Origin of the sequence: Mycobacterium sp. 852013-50091_SCH5140682 (assembly GCF_001665685.1) — a bacterium.
Taxonomy (GTDB): Bacteria; Actinomycetota; Actinomycetes; order Mycobacteriales; family Mycobacteriaceae; genus Mycobacterium.
The window spans coordinates 91,365-106,576 of the sequence record NZ_LZTB01000057.1; the positions used below are offsets into that span (position 1 = coordinate 91,365).

At 65.9% G+C, this 15,212-nt stretch carries 14 protein-coding genes; 9 read left to right on the forward strand and 5 right to left on the reverse strand.

Features of this window, described 5'->3' with window-relative positions:
* Positions 1-49 precede the first annotated feature (49 nt).
* Positions 50-1,609 carry a hypothetical protein gene (locus A5784_RS17255; protein ID WP_064946122.1) on the forward strand — a complete coding sequence of 520 codons (1,560 nt, stop codon included), beginning with the start codon at positions 50-52 and terminating at the stop codon, positions 1,607-1,609.
* A gap of 140 nt (positions 1,610-1,749) precedes the next feature.
* Complete coding sequence (locus A5784_RS38345; RefSeq protein WP_156750622.1) at positions 1,750-2,034, forward strand: hypothetical protein; 285 nt, start codon at positions 1,750-1,752, stop codon at positions 2,032-2,034.
* On the opposite strand, the gene A5784_RS17265 is transcribed toward A5784_RS38345, so the two are convergent.
* From A5784_RS17265 to A5784_RS17275, 3 genes are all read right to left on the reverse strand, one after another.
* Positions 1,972-2,847, reverse strand: a complete 876-nt coding sequence (locus A5784_RS17265) for a formylglycine-generating enzyme family protein (protein ID WP_064946124.1) — start codon at positions 2,845-2,847, stop codon at positions 1,972-1,974. The genes A5784_RS38345 and A5784_RS17265 overlap by 63 nt on opposite strands.
* 19 nt (positions 2,848-2,866) lie before the next feature.
* Complete coding sequence (locus A5784_RS17270) at positions 2,867-5,218, reverse strand: arylsulfatase (RefSeq protein ID WP_064946125.1); 2,352 nt, start codon at positions 5,216-5,218, stop codon at positions 2,867-2,869.
* Positions 5,219-5,329: 111 nt separating this feature from the next.
* On the reverse strand, positions 5,330-6,589 hold the full coding sequence (locus A5784_RS17275) for an MFS transporter (RefSeq protein WP_232006086.1): 1,260 nt from the start codon (positions 6,587-6,589) through the stop codon (positions 5,330-5,332).
* Positions 6,590-6,641: 52 nt separating this feature from the next.
* Between A5784_RS17275 and A5784_RS17280 the strand changes: the two genes are divergently transcribed.
* On the forward strand, positions 6,642-7,193 hold the full coding sequence (locus A5784_RS17280; RefSeq protein WP_064946127.1) for a TetR/AcrR family transcriptional regulator: 552 nt from the start codon (positions 6,642-6,644) through the stop codon (positions 7,191-7,193).
* Here A5784_RS17280 and A5784_RS17285 read toward each other — a convergent pair.
* Positions 7,159-7,830: a DUF2306 domain-containing protein gene (locus A5784_RS17285; protein WP_064946128.1), complete on the reverse strand. Its 672-nt coding sequence runs from the start codon at positions 7,828-7,830 to the stop codon at positions 7,159-7,161. The two genes, A5784_RS17280 and A5784_RS17285, sit on opposite strands and share 35 nt — an antisense overlap.
* A gap of 54 nt (positions 7,831-7,884) precedes the next feature.
* Between A5784_RS17285 and A5784_RS17290 the strand changes: the two genes are divergently transcribed.
* Positions 7,885-8,586, forward strand: a complete 702-nt coding sequence (locus tag A5784_RS17290; protein WP_064946129.1) for a TetR/AcrR family transcriptional regulator — start codon at positions 7,885-7,887, stop codon at positions 8,584-8,586.
* A 5-nt stretch (positions 8,587-8,591) separates the two neighbouring features.
* Here A5784_RS17290 and A5784_RS17295 read toward each other — a convergent pair whose 3' ends face one another.
* On the reverse strand, positions 8,592-9,299 hold the full coding sequence (locus A5784_RS17295) for a TetR/AcrR family transcriptional regulator (protein ID WP_064946130.1): 708 nt from the start codon (positions 9,297-9,299) through the stop codon (positions 8,592-8,594).
* A gap of 129 nt (positions 9,300-9,428) precedes the next feature.
* Here A5784_RS17295 and A5784_RS17300 point away from each other — a divergent pair, with 129 nt between their 5' ends.
* The 5 genes from A5784_RS17300 to A5784_RS17320 are packed head-to-tail and all read left to right on the forward strand — an operon-like array spanning position 9,429 to position 15,212.
* Positions 9,429-11,090: an amidohydrolase gene (locus A5784_RS17300; RefSeq protein ID WP_064946131.1), complete on the forward strand. Its 1,662-nt coding sequence runs from the start codon at positions 9,429-9,431 to the stop codon at positions 11,088-11,090.
* 27 nt (positions 11,091-11,117) lie between these two features.
* Entirely contained in the window at positions 11,118-12,257 is a 1,140-nt protein-coding gene (locus tag A5784_RS17305; protein ID WP_064946132.1) for an ABC transporter ATP-binding protein, read from the forward strand.
* A gap of 5 nt (positions 12,258-12,262) precedes the next feature.
* The gene (locus A5784_RS17310; RefSeq protein ID WP_064946133.1) at positions 12,263-13,408 is read left to right on the forward strand and encodes a polyamine ABC transporter substrate-binding protein; all 1,146 of its coding nucleotides are present in this window, start codon (positions 12,263-12,265) and stop codon (positions 13,406-13,408) included.
* Positions 13,405-14,313, forward strand: a complete 909-nt coding sequence (locus tag A5784_RS17315) for an ABC transporter permease (RefSeq protein ID WP_064946134.1) — start codon at positions 13,405-13,407, stop codon at positions 14,311-14,313. The genes A5784_RS17310 and A5784_RS17315 overlap by 4 nt, the downstream gene beginning before the upstream one ends.
* Entirely contained in the window at positions 14,310-15,212 is a 903-nt protein-coding gene (locus tag A5784_RS17320) for an ABC transporter permease (protein WP_064946135.1), read from the forward strand. The genes A5784_RS17315 and A5784_RS17320 overlap by 4 nt, the downstream gene beginning before the upstream one ends.

Here is a 15,212-nt window from a genome sequence, read left to right on the forward strand (position 1 = left end):
TCCACCATCGACTGCACAGCCCACCAGCAGTTCAACGAGAGGTCCCGAATTGGACACCCATCTCACCGCGGCGCACTGGATCTACCTTGCAGGCATCGTCGTCATTCTCATCACGATGGCAATCCGCAAGAACATCGTCGTGCCTGCGGTCACCGCAACACTCATGACGGCCTGGGCGTTCTCCGGAAGCCTCATCACCGGCCTGTCGTCGATCTTCAACGCCAGCCTGACCGCGGCCAAAGAACTGTTCAACATCTTCCTGATCATCGCGATCGTGACGGCGATGCTGGGGGCGCTGCGGGAGATGGGCGCCGACCGCATGATGGTCACGCCGTTTCGCCGAGTGATGCGAGCCGGAACCAGCAGCTTCATCGTGCTCGCGATCGTCACCTACGTGATCTCGCTGTTCTTCTGGCCAACACCTGCTGTGCCCCTGGTCGGGGCGGTGCTCATCCCTGTCGCGATCCGGGCGGGACTGGCACCGCTGTCGGTCGGCATGGTCATCGCGATCTCCGGTCAGGGGATGGCGCTGTCATCGGACTACATCATCAAGGTGGCCCCAGGTATCTCGGCTAAGGCCGCCGGGGTCGACGCCGACACGGTCGCCGACAAGGCCATGGTGCTGTCGCTGATCGTGGGCCTCACCGCGCTCGTCATCACCTACGTATTGCAGCGCCGCACCTGGCACCACCCCTCGCCGGAACTGCTGAAGGACTGGGAGGACGCCGCGGACCGGCGTCGCGATGATGACGACGCCTCGTCCGGTGAGGGTGCGCCGGCGGTGCCAAGCCCCCCGCCTCCGCCAGTGCCGGAACCAATTCTGGCTGGTGGTGCCACCGCGACCGTCACCACCACCGTCATCCTGACCGACCCGGTCGAAGAGCCACAGCACCCGCAGAAGACTTTGGCGGCAAAGTTTTTCGCAGTGCTGGTTCCCCTGGTGTACTTCGCGTTCATCGTCTACCTGCTACTGGGAAAGTTCACCAGCGTGGTGCCCCCACTCAAAGGCGGAGACGCAGCTGCCATCGTCGGCGGCCTCGCGGCCTTGCTGCTCTTCGCAGCGTCGGCCACCAACGACAAACGCAACTTCCTAGAGACGTCGTCGCAGCACGTCGTGGACGGGCTGGTGTTCGCGTTCAAGGCCATGGGGATCGTATTGCCGATCGCCGGATTCTTCTTCATCGGCAACGGCGACTTCTCGGCGGCGATCCTCGGGATGCCCGCCGACGCCCGGGGCCCGGCGTTCCTATTCGACCTCATCACCGCCGCCCAGTCGCATCTGTCGCCGAATCCCGTCGTCACGTCTTTCGCGGTGTTGTTCGTCGGACTCATTGCAGGGCTTGAAGGTTCGGGCTTTTCGGGGTTGCCGCTGACTGGCTCGCTCTCGGGGGCGCTCGGGCCCGTCGTCCACATGGATCCCTCGACCTTGGCTGCGATCGGGCAGATGGGCAACATCTGGTCCGGCGGCGGCACGTTGGTGGCGTGGTCTTCGCTGGTGGCGGTCGCGGGATTCGCGCGGGTGCCCGTGCTGAGCCTCGCTCGCAAGTGCTTCCTTCCCGTGATGACGGGATTGGTGCTGGCCACCGTCGTCGCGATCATCGTCTTCTGAAAGATGGTGCGGCTGGACCGGCCATCGCTCTGGCGGGGTTCACGGCCGGAGCGCTCGCCGCAGGCATGGCAGTGCGCCGCCGAACGTCATCCGGCTGAGACACCCGCATCACGGCGCTGCTCACCATCGGCGCGGCGGTATTGCTCGCGCTGACGGTCGCCGTCGCGGTCGGCGCCGAAAACCCTCCTGGTGGCCGGCTCGCCGGCGTGGGGAACCGGCGGCTCGCGGCGATCGTCGTCATCTTTCTCGGCGCCGTCGCGGGTGCGATGCTGCTGCGGTTGCACATCGCGGTGCCGCTCAGCCTGGCAGCCGGGCACACGTGTCTGGTGGTGATCGTGGGCCATCTCGGATTGCGCGAGGAATCAACGGCTCTCGACGCAGCGGAAGCCGATGTGCGTCGTCGAACTGTCCTGGGATTGCGGTGAGCGGGCGGCCGGGCGGTAGCGGTGGCAATACTCCGGCGCGCACAGATGCGAGCCGCCTTTGAGGGTCTGGTTGATGCTGGGATCCGCGGCCGCCGGTGGACAGCACGCGGGCTGGACCGCGCCCGGCTGGTGATGGGCCGAGAATCGCGTCGACGTCCATTCCCACACGTTGCCGATCATGTCGTACAGCCCAAAGGCGTTGGCGGGGAACGAACCCACCGGTGAAGTACCGGTCCAGCCCAGCGCACCGTCGTTGCGGTACGGGAACCGGCCCTGCCAGGTGTTGGCCATCAGCTGACCGCCGGGCATGACATCGTCGCCCCAGGGGTAGACGGTGTCGGCTCCCCCGCGTGCCGCGTACTCCCATTCGGCTTCGGTGGGCAGCCGCCGGCCCGCCCACGCGGCATACGCCGCGGCGTCGGGGTAGGCCACCTGTACGACGGGGTGATCCGGCTGACCGGGGTCGCGGTCCGGCCCGAACGGGTATCGCCAGCTCGCGCCGGGCGCCCAGTCCCACCATTGCCGCCAGTCCTGCAGATTCACCGGCCCCGCGGTGGGCCGGAACACCAGCGCCCCCGGTAATAGATCTTGTTGGGCCACACCCGGATACAGCGCCGGATCCAACGGACGTTCGGCGATGGTCACATATCCGGTGGCAGCGACGAACTCGGCGAACTGGGCGTTGGTGACGGGGTACTTCTCGATCGCGACCGACGCCACCGTCGCGGTGTACACCGGAGCCTCTTCCGGGTAGAAGCGCGTCGAACCCATGCGGAACGCTCCCCCGGGCAGTTCGACCAGTTCGGTGTGCATGCGGTTCAGAGTAGTTCTGTCAGTCCTTGCAGAAGGCCAGGGCCAGGGTGGCTTCGACGTCCTCGTACGGTTCACCCGACAGATCGACGGTGACCCTGGCGATGGTGGCCCCGGTGAAGCCGAACTGCCCGCGATAGTTCTTCGACACTGCCGAACCGGTGTTGCGCCCGATGCAGATGCCGCCGCCTGCGAGCGCGAACATGCCCGGGTGGGTCCGCATGGCAGGCATTTCGGCCACTGCGACGTCGTCGATGAACAACGCCGTGTCGCCCAGCGGCGTGTGACTGTTCTCGACGGTGCCGGTGCGGGCGTACCGCACACCGAAGATGTGCCGTCCCAGCGGGATCGGATCCGGCGAGGTCAGCTGCTGCTCGATCTCGCCGAGGAAGTTGTACACGTAATGCAGGCGCCCGTCGGCGACGTACAGGACGTGCCCGCCGTGCGCACCGCCCTGCTTGAACAGCACGCCTTGGGCGTCTGGGCGCTCGACGGTCAGCTCGACCAACACCTTGAACGATTGCCCGCGCAGCTCGGCGGCAGCGCCAAGGCCGACCTCTGCGGTGTTCGGGTAGTAGGTGTACGTGGAGCGGGCCCCCGCCAGGTATGGGCGCCACCGCGTCATCGTCTCCAGGATGTTGAGATCGGCCAGCGGCAGACCGTTGTACTTGTCGGCTTCGGCGAACCACAGTGCCTTGAGTTCTTCGAGTTTGTCGGGCTGCTCGGCGGCCAGGTCACGGCACTGGCTGCGATCGGCTTCGATGTGGAAGAGCTCCCAGCGGTCGGCGTCGAAATGGGACCATCCGGCAGGCGTCGCGGCGTGCACAGTGTTGGCGAACCAGCCTTTGTGCCAGATGCCTCGGGTGCCCAGCATGGTGTAGAACTGCGTCTCCTTGCCCGTCGGCGCCGTCGGATTATCCAGCGCCACTTTGAAACTCACACCGTCCAGCGGCTTCTGGGCAACTCCGCGCACGGTGGCGGGCGGCATGATCTCCAACAGGTCATACACCGTGGGGGTGATGTCGCAGACGCTGACGTAGTTGTCGCGGACCTCGCCGTGCGCGGCAATCCCGTTGGGCCACGAGATGATTGCGGTGTCGGCAATGCCGCCCTCGTGGGAGGCGTACCGCTTGAACAACTTGTAGGGCGTGTTGAACGCCATCGCCCAGCCGATCGGATAGTGGTTGTAGGTCTCCGGTGAGCCCAGCAGGTCGATGAACTTGAGCCCTTCCTCGGCGGTGTCGATGTAGCCGTTGAAGAACTTGGTCTCGTTGACCGATCCGTTCGGTCCACCTTCACCGCTGGCACCGTTGTCGGAGATCACCACGATCACGGTGTTGTCGAGTTGACCGGATTCGTCGAGGTAGTCGAGGACGCGCCCGATCTGGGCGTCGGTGTAGGACAGGAAGCCGGCGAAGACCTCGGCCATCCGGCTGAACAGTCGCTTCTCGTCGTCGTTCAGGGTGTCCCACGGCCGCACGGTGTCCTGCACCGGCCACGGTTCACCGTTGGGCCCCTTGACATCTGCATAGGGATTGATCGGCGAGAGCTCGGTGTCGGGCGGAACGATCCCGAGGCGCTTCTGATTCTCGAGCACGATCTCGCGGTATCGCTCGTAGCCCATGTCGAAGCGGCCCGCGTAGTGGTCCGCCCACTCCTTGAACACGTGATGCGGAGCGTGCCCGGCTCCGGGGCACAGGTAGGTGAACCACGGCTTGTCCGGCGCGATCACCTTGGAGTCGCGGATGAACTCGATGGTCTTGTCGGCGAGATCCTTCGACAGGTGATAGCCCTCCTCGGGCGTGGCCGGCGGATCGACGGGATGGTTGTCGTACACCAGGTCCGGATACCACTGATCGGTTTCGCCGCCCATGAATCCGTAGAACCGTTCGAAACCGCGCGAGCACGGCCAATGGCGTTTGGTGGCAGCGAGATTGGACTCCTCCAGCGGAGTGAGGTGCCACTTGCCCACGCAGTACGTGTTGTAACCGTTCTCGGTGAGCACTTCCGACAGCAGTGCGGTGTCCAACGGAATCCGCCCATTGCAGTTGGGGAATCCGTCGGTGAACTCCTCGATGGTGGCCATCCCGACCGTGGTGGCGTTGCGGCCGGTGAGCAGCGAGGCCCGGGTCGGTGAACACAGTGCGGTGGTGTGAAACTGCGAGAGTCGAACGCCGCGCTCGGCGATGCGGCTCATCGCGGGCATGTCCACGAGGCCACCGAAACAGTCCCAGGTGGCGATGCCCGTGTCGTCCCACACCAGATACAGCACGTTGGGCGCATTCTCATCGGCGGTCGGCGCCGCGTATGGTCCCCAGTCGGGTTCGGAGTCCCGGATGTCCAGTTCGATCTTGCCGTTGAAGTCGGTAGCCATGGTGAGCCTCACTCCCGGTTGGCGATACAGCGCCGATAAGGGCGATCGCCCGGAGAGTACACCCGGTCACTGAGGGTTGCCGGGGAAACTGACGACCCCGACAACATGCTGTCAACCTTCGGAATTGGGCGCCGACGTGCAGAGCGGATCATCGGCGTCGGTTGGCGCCTCCGGTTGTCCGGCGAGACCGCGCAGCGGGCCGGTCAGCCGCGCGGCGAGCGGGCTGCTCACGGCGACGAGGCCCAGTATCACCGCCACGACGGTCGGACCGGCGGCACCGTGCGCGTCGGCCGCGACACCGGCGATGGCCGTGCCGCCGGCACCGCCCACCAGCGCGGCGCTGTTGAGCCAGCCGAACGCCTCCGTGGCCGCATGGTCGGCGATCTCCGCGGACACCATGATGTACAACGCGGACATTGCCGGCGCAAAACCCAAGCCGGATACGAACAACGCGCAGAACTGCAGTGCCAGATTGTCGATGACGCCGAACACGGCGGTGCCGAGTGCCACGGTCGACAATGCGGCCACCAGGCCCGCAAGCCCAAATCGCCGGTGCCCGAACGCCAAACCCCCGATGACCGATCCCACGCTGGCCACCGCGATCGCGAGGCCCGCCATGATGCCGGTGCGACCCAGCAGCGCGACGATGCCGACTTCCAAAGCCATGAACGACGCGACCATCGCGAGGCTGGCGACCATGGCGAGAATGACCGTGCGGTTGGCCATCACCCGGCCGAAGCCCGACGACCTGGGCGTCACCGGTAGGCGAAGATGCTTGGCGCTGACCAGAAACCACCCTGTCCCGACAACGGTAATCCCGGCGGATACGACCAGAGGGATCGCCGTGGAAAGGGTGGACGCGAGGAACGTGGCGGCCACCGGGCCGATGACCCAGATCAGTTCTTGCGCAGTGGTGTCGAGAGCGAACAACACGCGAACCGCGTCGCGGGCGACCAGTTGTGGGTACAGCGCCCGCACCACCGGCATCAACGGCGGCACGGTTGCCCCGATGAGCAATCCGAGCACGATCAGCAGCGCCGCGGAGCCACCGGCGAACGCGAGGGCCAACATCGCGGCGCCGTTGGCCAGGGCCGCGACGACCAGCGTCGCCACCATGGCACGTCCGGCGATTCGAGCGGTGATGGGCATGGCCACCGCCTCTCCCACGCTTACCCCTGCGACCACGACCCCGGCCTGCGCATAGGACCCGCTGATGGCCTGAACGTGGAGCAGGATCGCGAGGTTGAGCATGCCGAGCGGCAGGCGGGCGAACAACTGAGAGGCCGTCATGTTCAACACGCCCGGCATCCGGACCACATCGCGATACGCCCGCATCACCAACTCCCTCACCGACCACGCGTGACGGGACATCACTATACCGTCCAGACGGTACAGTTCATGCCTGCTGTCGTAAGCTCTGGGAATGGCTTCGTCGCGGGACCGCATCCTCGACGCCTATGAGGACCTACTTGCCGTCGAAGGCGAGCGGTACGCCACGCTCGACGCGGTGGCCGCAAAGGCCGGGGTGTCCAAGGGCGGCCTGCTGTATCACTTCCCCTCGAAGGACCGCCTCGCCGCGGCCGTGTGCGATCGTCTGCTGACGCTGGCCGCCGAAGATGTGCAGCGAATGCGCACCGCACCCGAGGGACCGGCCCGCTATTACATCCGCACATCGCACTACGCGGGCACGCCGCTGGATCGGGCGGTGGTGGCGGTGTCCCGGCTGCAGCAGGCCGGCGACGATCGCGCTCGCACCGTCATCGAGACGGTCTCGGCCGACTGGCTCAACGTTCTGCATGAGACGCTCGGGGATCGCAACGTGGCCCGCGCGGTGAAACTGATGGGCGACGGCCTCTACTTCAGCGCGTTGCATCGCGCGCTCGGCGGACACCTGGCCGCCACCGAGCAGGACGACGGGTTGCTGGCCGTGATCGATCAGATCACAGCCGGCTCAAGTGCGCCGACCGATCGGTAACCGGAGCCGGCCGCCGCCGCAGCCAGAGCTGCAGCGCCAGCAGCGGAATCGTCCAGCCCAACCACGCGCCCACGCCCGCGACCAGCCACACATACTTTTCGTCATTGCCACCGAAGATGCTGTCGCGCAACGGTTCCAAACACACATACAGCACCGGTGTCCAGATCCGGTTGGTGATGATCGAGAGCGCCAGCGTCGCACTGCGCAGCATTTGGCGCTGATGCGCGCCGAACCGACGCCGCCGCGCAGCGCTGAATCCGTCGACGGTGAACCACAGCCACAGCGCCGCAAGGGCGACGTTGCTGACCGCGAGGATCGGGCCGAACGGCGTTGCCGCCCCGATGACCATCGCGCACAGGGCCGCCGGAATCGCCGTCGCGACGTACACGCGCCCGATGCGGCGGTGCACTTTCGGCTGACGCCGCCGCAGCCCCGGCCAGATCTGCCCGACCGCGCACACCATCGCCACGCCGGCGAGCAAGACATGCGCGACCAGTAAGGGATAGTGCAGCCCGAACGTGGACGGCACGCGCGTACCGCCGGTCAGATACGGCGGCAGCGAATACGCCAGAAATCCCACGACGATCACCGCCAGCGCCACCGCGAGCCGCACCGAACGCGGTAATGCGTATGTCATACGCAAAAGCGTATTGCATACGCACCCGGATGTCACTGGTTACGCTGAGCGTTGATGGCAGGCTCCGAACCCCCGCTCCCCCGCGCGTTGCGTCTGCTCTGGCAACAAGACCCGGCGCCGCGACGATCACGTGGGCTGAGCCGGGAGGCGATCGTCGCGGCGGCGATCGAACTGGCCGACACCGACGGGTTGGCCGCCCTATCCATGGCACGACTGGCGGAACGACTCGGATGCGGCACCATGTCGCTGTACCGGCACGTGGCCAACAAGGACGAGCTGGTGACGTTCATGCTCGCCGCCGGACCGGGCCCACCGCCGTCGCCGCCGCAGGGTACGGATTGGCGTGGCGCACTGACGAATTGGGCACGCGAGCTGTGGGCCGTGTACCACCGACACCCCTGGATCCTGCAGACCGCATCCAGCGGGCCGCCCGCCGATCCCGGGCAGCTGGCGTGGCTCGACGCCGGTCTGGCAGCCCTGTCCGGCGCAGGCTTGACCGAACGCGACAAGCTCACCGCCGTCATCGCCGTGCTGGTGTTCACCCGGGGCTCGGCGGCATTGGCCATCGAGGCGAGCGGAATCGACGACCGGGCGTACCCGGCGCTACTGCGTCGCCTCGTGGACCCCGTCCGGTTCCCCGCACTGGCAGCAGCCGTCGACGCCGGAGCGTTCGATCAGGCCGACGACGGCCCGCTCACTGAATTCCATTCCGGCCTGGGACAACTGCTCGACGGCATCGCCGCCAAGACCCGCTGATCGGCTTAGCCGACATGCGCCTTCAACCGCGCCGCAATGCCGTCGAGCAGGAGATCCAGAGCCGGTTCACACCCACTTTGGCGCATCGACTCGTCGAGTAGCCGGCTGGTCGCGGCGATGTTCGGGTGCGTCTCGGCGGGCAGCTGGGAATAGGTGTCGCGCCACTTGCTGTCGTCGCGCTGACGATGTTCGGGGGGAAGGGCCTCATATGCCGCGTCGAGCGCAGCGAACCCCAACATCTGATCGATGAAGGCGTGATACACATCGACGGCTTCCCGGTCTGGGAAGCCGGCGTCGCGCAATAGGCCCAAAACCGTTTCGATGAGCTGGATTTCGTGCGGGCCACCGGTCACCCGGCTCGCCGCGAGAACCCCGGCCTGCGGGTGCTCAAGGTAGACGCGGTGCACGCGCAGCCCGAGTTCCCGCATGGCGTCACGCCAGTCAGCACCCGGTTCCCAGCCCTCGGCCACGCGTCGCAGCAACTCGTCGGTGATCGCGAGCACCACGTCCTCGATGCCGCGGAAGTAGCGGTACAGGGCGGTCGGGTCAGCCCCCAGCGCGAGACCGAGGCGCCTCACCGTCAGCCCGGCCGCGCCGTGGTACTGCAGCACCCGCAATGCCGCCTCGACGATGAGTTCTTCCGACAGGACCGCGCCCTGCTTGGTCTGGCGTCGCCGCCGGCGTGGCGACTCGGACTTCAGTTGTCGGCTCATCCGCACCGCCTTCGCTTATGTCAACGCCCTTGCTCCATTTTGCGGCGCTGCTGTGTCATGGCCCACAACAAACCGCAATCGGAGGCCGTATTACCGCCGTCCGCCCCACCGAATCGAGGAGACATCGCAATGCCCGCTGCGCCGGCCACCATCGTATTCAGCGGAGGTCCGGTCCTCACGATGAACTCGGCTCGATCCCGGGTGGAGGCGGTCGCGGTAACGGGCAACCGGATCACCGCGGTCGGACCGGAGGCCCACGCCCTGATCGGGCCGGACACCGAAGTCGTCGATCTGTCGGGCAGGCTACTCATCCCCGGTTTCCAGGACGCGCACGTCCATCCGGTCGGCGCCGGTGTGGAGCGCCTGACGTGCGATCTTCTCGGTGTCGACGACGCAGCCGCCACTCTGGCCGCCATCGCCGCATATGCCGCCGCACATCCTGACCGCCCCTGGATCACCGGCGGCGGATGGTCCTTGGAGGCCTTCGACGGCGGCATCCCGACCGCCGACATGCTCGATTCGGTGGTCGCCGACCGTCCGGTGTACCTGCCCAACCGCGATCATCACGGAGCGTGGGTGAACACCGTCGCCCTGCGGATCGCCGGGATCACCGAGGACACGCCGGATCCCCCGGGTGGACGCATCGAACGCGATGCCGACGGCCGCGCGACGGGGATGCTGCAGGAAGCAGCGATGGATCTGGTGTCGGTATACGTTCCCCCGCCCACCGAGGACGAGTTGTACCGGGCCCTGCTGGACGCACAGGCACACCTGCACTCGTTGGGCATCACAGCGTGGCAGGACGCCATGCTGGGCAAGTACGCCGCAGTGCCGGATGCCGAATATGCCTACCGGAGAGCCATTTTCGAGGAAACCTTGACGGTGCGGGTCGCGGCGGCGCAGTGGTGGGAACGCGACCGCGGAGCCGAGCAGATACCGGAGATGGTCGAACGCCGCACCGCGTTGCACCGCGGGCGACTGCGCGCGAACACGGTCAAGATCATGATCGACGGGATCGCCGAAAACCAGACCGCGGCGCTGCTGTCCCCTTATCTCGACGGCTGCGGCTGCTGCACCGCCAACGCCGGCGTCAGCTTCGTCGACCCCGAGGCGTTGCGGCACTACGTCGTCGAACTCGACGCACTCGGGTTTCAGCTGCACTTCCACGCCCTCGGCGACCGCGCTGTCCGGGAAGCACTCGACGCTGTCGAGGCCGCGAGGCGTGCCAACGGTTTTCGCGACACCCGCCCGCACCTGGCGCATCTGCAGGTCGTCGATCCGCACGACGTTCCGCGGTTTCGCACCTTGGGGGCCACGGCGAACATCCAGCCGTTGTGGGCCTGTTACGAGCCGTCCATGGACTCGCTGACAATCCCCTTTCTCGGCGAGCGACGGTCGCTCCAGCAGTATCCGTTCGGGGATCTGCTGCGGGCCGGCGCCGTCCTCGCCGCAGGCAGCGACTGGCCCGTCAGCAGCGCAGATCCTATCCAGGGCATCCACGTCGCGGTGAACCGACGGTCACCCGGCACCACCGACGACCGGGTTTTCCTGCCCGAGCAAAGGATCGACCTCATGGCGGCAATCGCCGCGTACACAGCGGGCTCGGCCTACGTCAACCACCTCGACGACACCGGAGTGATCCAGCCCGGATACCTCGCCGATCTCGTCGTGCTCGACCGGGATCCGTTCGACCTGCCCACCGAGGAGATCTGCCAGACCCGGGTCGAACGCACCTATGTCGACGGTGCACTCGTCTACGCAGACGTGTTGTCGGCCACGGCCACCCGCTGATCACATCCACCGAGCGAAGGATTCACCATGACCGAAGCCACCCTCGCCGAGGCGCCGACCCGAACGCAAAAGTCCGGTGCGGCAATACAATTACGCAACATCACCAAGCAGTTCGGTGCTGCTACCGCGGTGGGCGGCGTCGACCTCGACATCCGGGCCGGCGAATTCCTATCCCTGCTCGGCCCGTCGGGCTGCGGTAAGACAACCCTGCTGCGCATGATCGCCGGATTCGAAGAACCCGACGGAGGCGACATCCTGCTCGACGGCTCATCGATCGTCGGACTCCCACCGAACAAGCGGCCCGTCAACACCGTCTTCCAGTCTTATGCGTTGTTCCCGCACATGACCGTCGCGGAGAACGTCGCATACGGGCTGCGTCAAAAGCGCACTCCGAAAGCCGAAATAGGCCGCCGGGTGGGCGATGCGCTGCGCCTGGCCCGCATGGAAACCTTCGCAGGCCGCAATCCCAAGAATCTCTCCGGTGGACAGCAACAGCGGGTGGCGCTGGCGCGCGCGTTGGTCAACCGCCCGAAGGTCCTCCTGCTCGACGAGCCGATGTCGGCGCTGGACCGCAAGTTGCGTGAGGAAATGCAGGTGGAGCTCAAGCTGATTCAGCTCCAACTCGGCATCACTTTCGTCTTCGTCACGCACGATCAGGAAGAAGCGCTGTCGATGAGCGACCGGGTGGTGGTCATGCGCGACGGTGCGATTCAGCAGCTCGGCACCCCGGCAGAGATCTACAAGTCACCGGCCAATTCGTTCGTCGCCGGTTTCATCGGGAAGCAGAACTTCCTCAATTGCATGGTCTCCGGCCCGGATACGCTCACCGGCCCCGAGTACACCATCCGGCCCGATCGCAATGCCATGGAGGGCCACCAAGCCGGTCAGCCGGTGGTGGCGGTGGTGCGCGCCGAGTCCATCTCAGTAGGGCCGGTTTCCGGTGAAACCCCGATCAACGCGGTCGACGGAACGCTGGCCAACATCTCCTTCCTCGGCGAGACGGTGCAGTACGTGGTGACAACGGCATCCGGCGTCGAGCTGCTGTCGCGGATGCCCGCCGCTGCGGCCCGGCCACTCGATCTGCACTCGGCGGTTCGATGCAGTTGGGACGGAGACCCGGTGCACGTCTTCCCCGCGGATCCGTCCACCGTCGCGGCTGAGAAGTGAATCGCATGGACCAGTTACGGATCCTGGCCTCCCCCAGCGATTCCCGGCGAATCACCCGCAGGAGCCTGCTGGCCGGTTTCGCCGTGGCAGGAGCAGGCCTGGCGCTGTCGGGCTGTTCGCGCGGCGGTGTGCCATCGCCTGCTCCGGACGGCCGGCTCGAGGACCAGCTCAACATCTACTCGTGGGGCGACTACGACGATCCGGACAACCTGGCGGAGTTCGGGCGCCGGGGCGTCACGGTCCAGGTCGACAACTTCGGCTCCAACGAAGAACTCGTGGCCAAGCTCGGCGCTGCCCGGGGCACGAGTGGCTACGACATCGTGGTGCCGACCGGCAGTTACGTTCCGATGATGGCGCGCGCCGGCCTGCTGGAGCAGCTTGATCACACATATCTGCCCAACCTCTCCAACGTCGATCCCCTGTATCTGCACCAGCCCTGGGACCGCACCAACACCTACGCAGTCTGCAAGAACTGGGGTACGACGGGGTACGTCTACGACACCCATGCCATAGGCCGCGAGTTGACATCGTGGAACGACTTTCTCGATGCCGCGCAGAAGGAAGCCCGCGGCAAGACCACGGTGCTCGAGGATCCGTGGGAGGTCTGTGCGATCTTCTTCGCCGCCAACGGTATCGACCTGAACACCACCGACGAGCGCCACTTGGACGCCTGTGAGCGGTTCATGGTCGGCAAGATCGCGCCGACCATATCGGCATTCGTGTCCCAAGTGTCGTCGCAGCTCGCCCAGCGCCAGTTCGCGCTCATGCAGGCCTTCAACGGCGACGTGCGCCTGGCCCTTCTGGAGGACGACGATCCGGACCGCTGGCGCTTCGTGTTCCCGACACCCACCGCGAATCTGTGGATGGACACGTGGGCCATCGCCAAGGGTGCCCAACACCCCGACGCCGCTTATGCATTCATCAATTACATGCTCGAACCCAAGGTGGGCATGAAAGAGATGGAACACATCGGCTACCCGACCGGGCTGATCGGCCAGCGCGAACTCGCCGCGCAGAACGAAGTCCCGATGATCGACCTGATCTACCCCACCCAGGCCACGCTGGATCGGCTGACTCCCAGTGAGGTCACCGACGCCACCGGCCGATTGGTCAAGATCTTCAATCGCATGCAGGCGGGAGCCGTGACGTGATCCGACTGTCCACGGGAACGAAATCGAATGCAGCCCTGTCCTTTCCGCTGTGGGCCTATCTGGTCTTCTTCTTCCTGATCCCGACCACCCTGATCGGCTGGTACAGCTTCGGGAGCAAGCCCGACATCTACACGGCCCGCTCCAACGAGCGGATGTCCTTCGACCGCTACCTCGAAGCCGGCGACGCGACCTTCCTGACCACGTTCTGGAACACCCTGCGCATCGCCGGCCTGGGCACGCTGATATGCCTGGCGATCGGCCTGCCGTTCGCCTATTGGCTGGCTGTCAAGGTCGCCCCACGCCGACGCGCCGTGTTGCTCGCGCTCGTGCTGATCCCGTTCTGGACCAACTTCCTGGTCCGCACGCTGGGATGGCAGATCATGCTGTCCCCAGAGGGTTTTGTCTCCGGCGTCATGAACAAGATCGGGCTCGCCGACGGCCCGCTGTCGATCCTCTATACGCAGACGGCAGTGCAGATCGGCGTGGTCTACAACTATCTGCCACTCATGATCATGCCGCTGTACGTCGCACTGGAGCGTTCCGAGGCCAGTATGCGTGAGGCGAGCAAAGACCTCGGTGCGGGACGCCTGCGAACGTTCATCGACGTCACGGTCCCGTCTGCCTTGCCTGGCATCGCAGCCGGCTGCCTGCTGGTGTTCATACCGCTGATGGGCGACTACATCACGGCGTCCGTGCTCGGCGGAGCACAGGGCAACATGGTGGGCCAGCTGGTCGCCGCCCAGTTCAACATCGCCCAGAACTGGGCGCTGGGATCGGCGATGGCCATCATCCTGATGACCTTCATCCTCGCCACCGTGGTGGCCGTCGGCGCCGTCGCATTGATCGTCAAGGCACTCATCAAGCGGTCCCGCCGCGTCACGATTCCCGAAGGGGCACAAGCATGACCGATACGCTCGAGCGTCCCGTCCCGGAAATCGCAACCCCGCAGCGCAAACGCAGATCGTGGGATCCGGTCGCCGTCGGATTGCGGTTGTGGGGCATCGCGGTGTACGCGTTCCTGTTCCTGCCGATCATCGTGATCGTCGCCTACTCGTTCAACACCGGGCGGATCCTCGCCGCGTGGCAGGGTTTCGGATTCGGCGCATACACCAGCGCCTTCGACAACATCATGATCAGAAACTCGGTACTGACCTCCCTGCAGGCGGCGGCAGGCGCGGCGGTGCTCTCGACCGTGCTCGGCACGCTCGGCGGGCTGGCTCTCGCGCGCTCGCGCAACGGCAACCGATGGGCGGTCGCGCTCACCGCGATTCTCGCCGTCACGCTGGTCACACCTGAAGTGGTGACGGGTGTTTCACTGCTGCCATGGTTTGTGTCGTTGGGGACCGATGCCGGATTCCTGCCGATGAACAACGGAATGGTCCGACTGGTCATCTCGCATACGGTGATGTCGGTCGCCGTCGTGACATTCATCATCCGCGCGCGGATGCAGGGAACGGACCTGCGCCTCGAGGAAGCCGCCGCGGACTTGTACGCGGGCAAGTGGAACGCATTCCGCCAGATCACTTTGCCGCTGGCGTTTCCCGGAATCCTGGCCGGCGCCCTGATGTCGTTCACGCTCAGTTTGGACAACACGATCGTGTCGAGTTTCGTTCAGCTGCCCGGGTCCACGCCGTGGCCGGTATATATCTTCTCGTCGTTGAAGGTGGGTCTGCGCCCCGAAGTGGCTGCGGTATCGACTCTCATGCTGTTGCTGACGCTCGTGGCGCTCGGTGTCGTCGCGTTCGTGCTTCGCCGGACGGGCGCAGGTTCGCGGGAGATCGCGGCGACTCTCGCCGGCGGATAA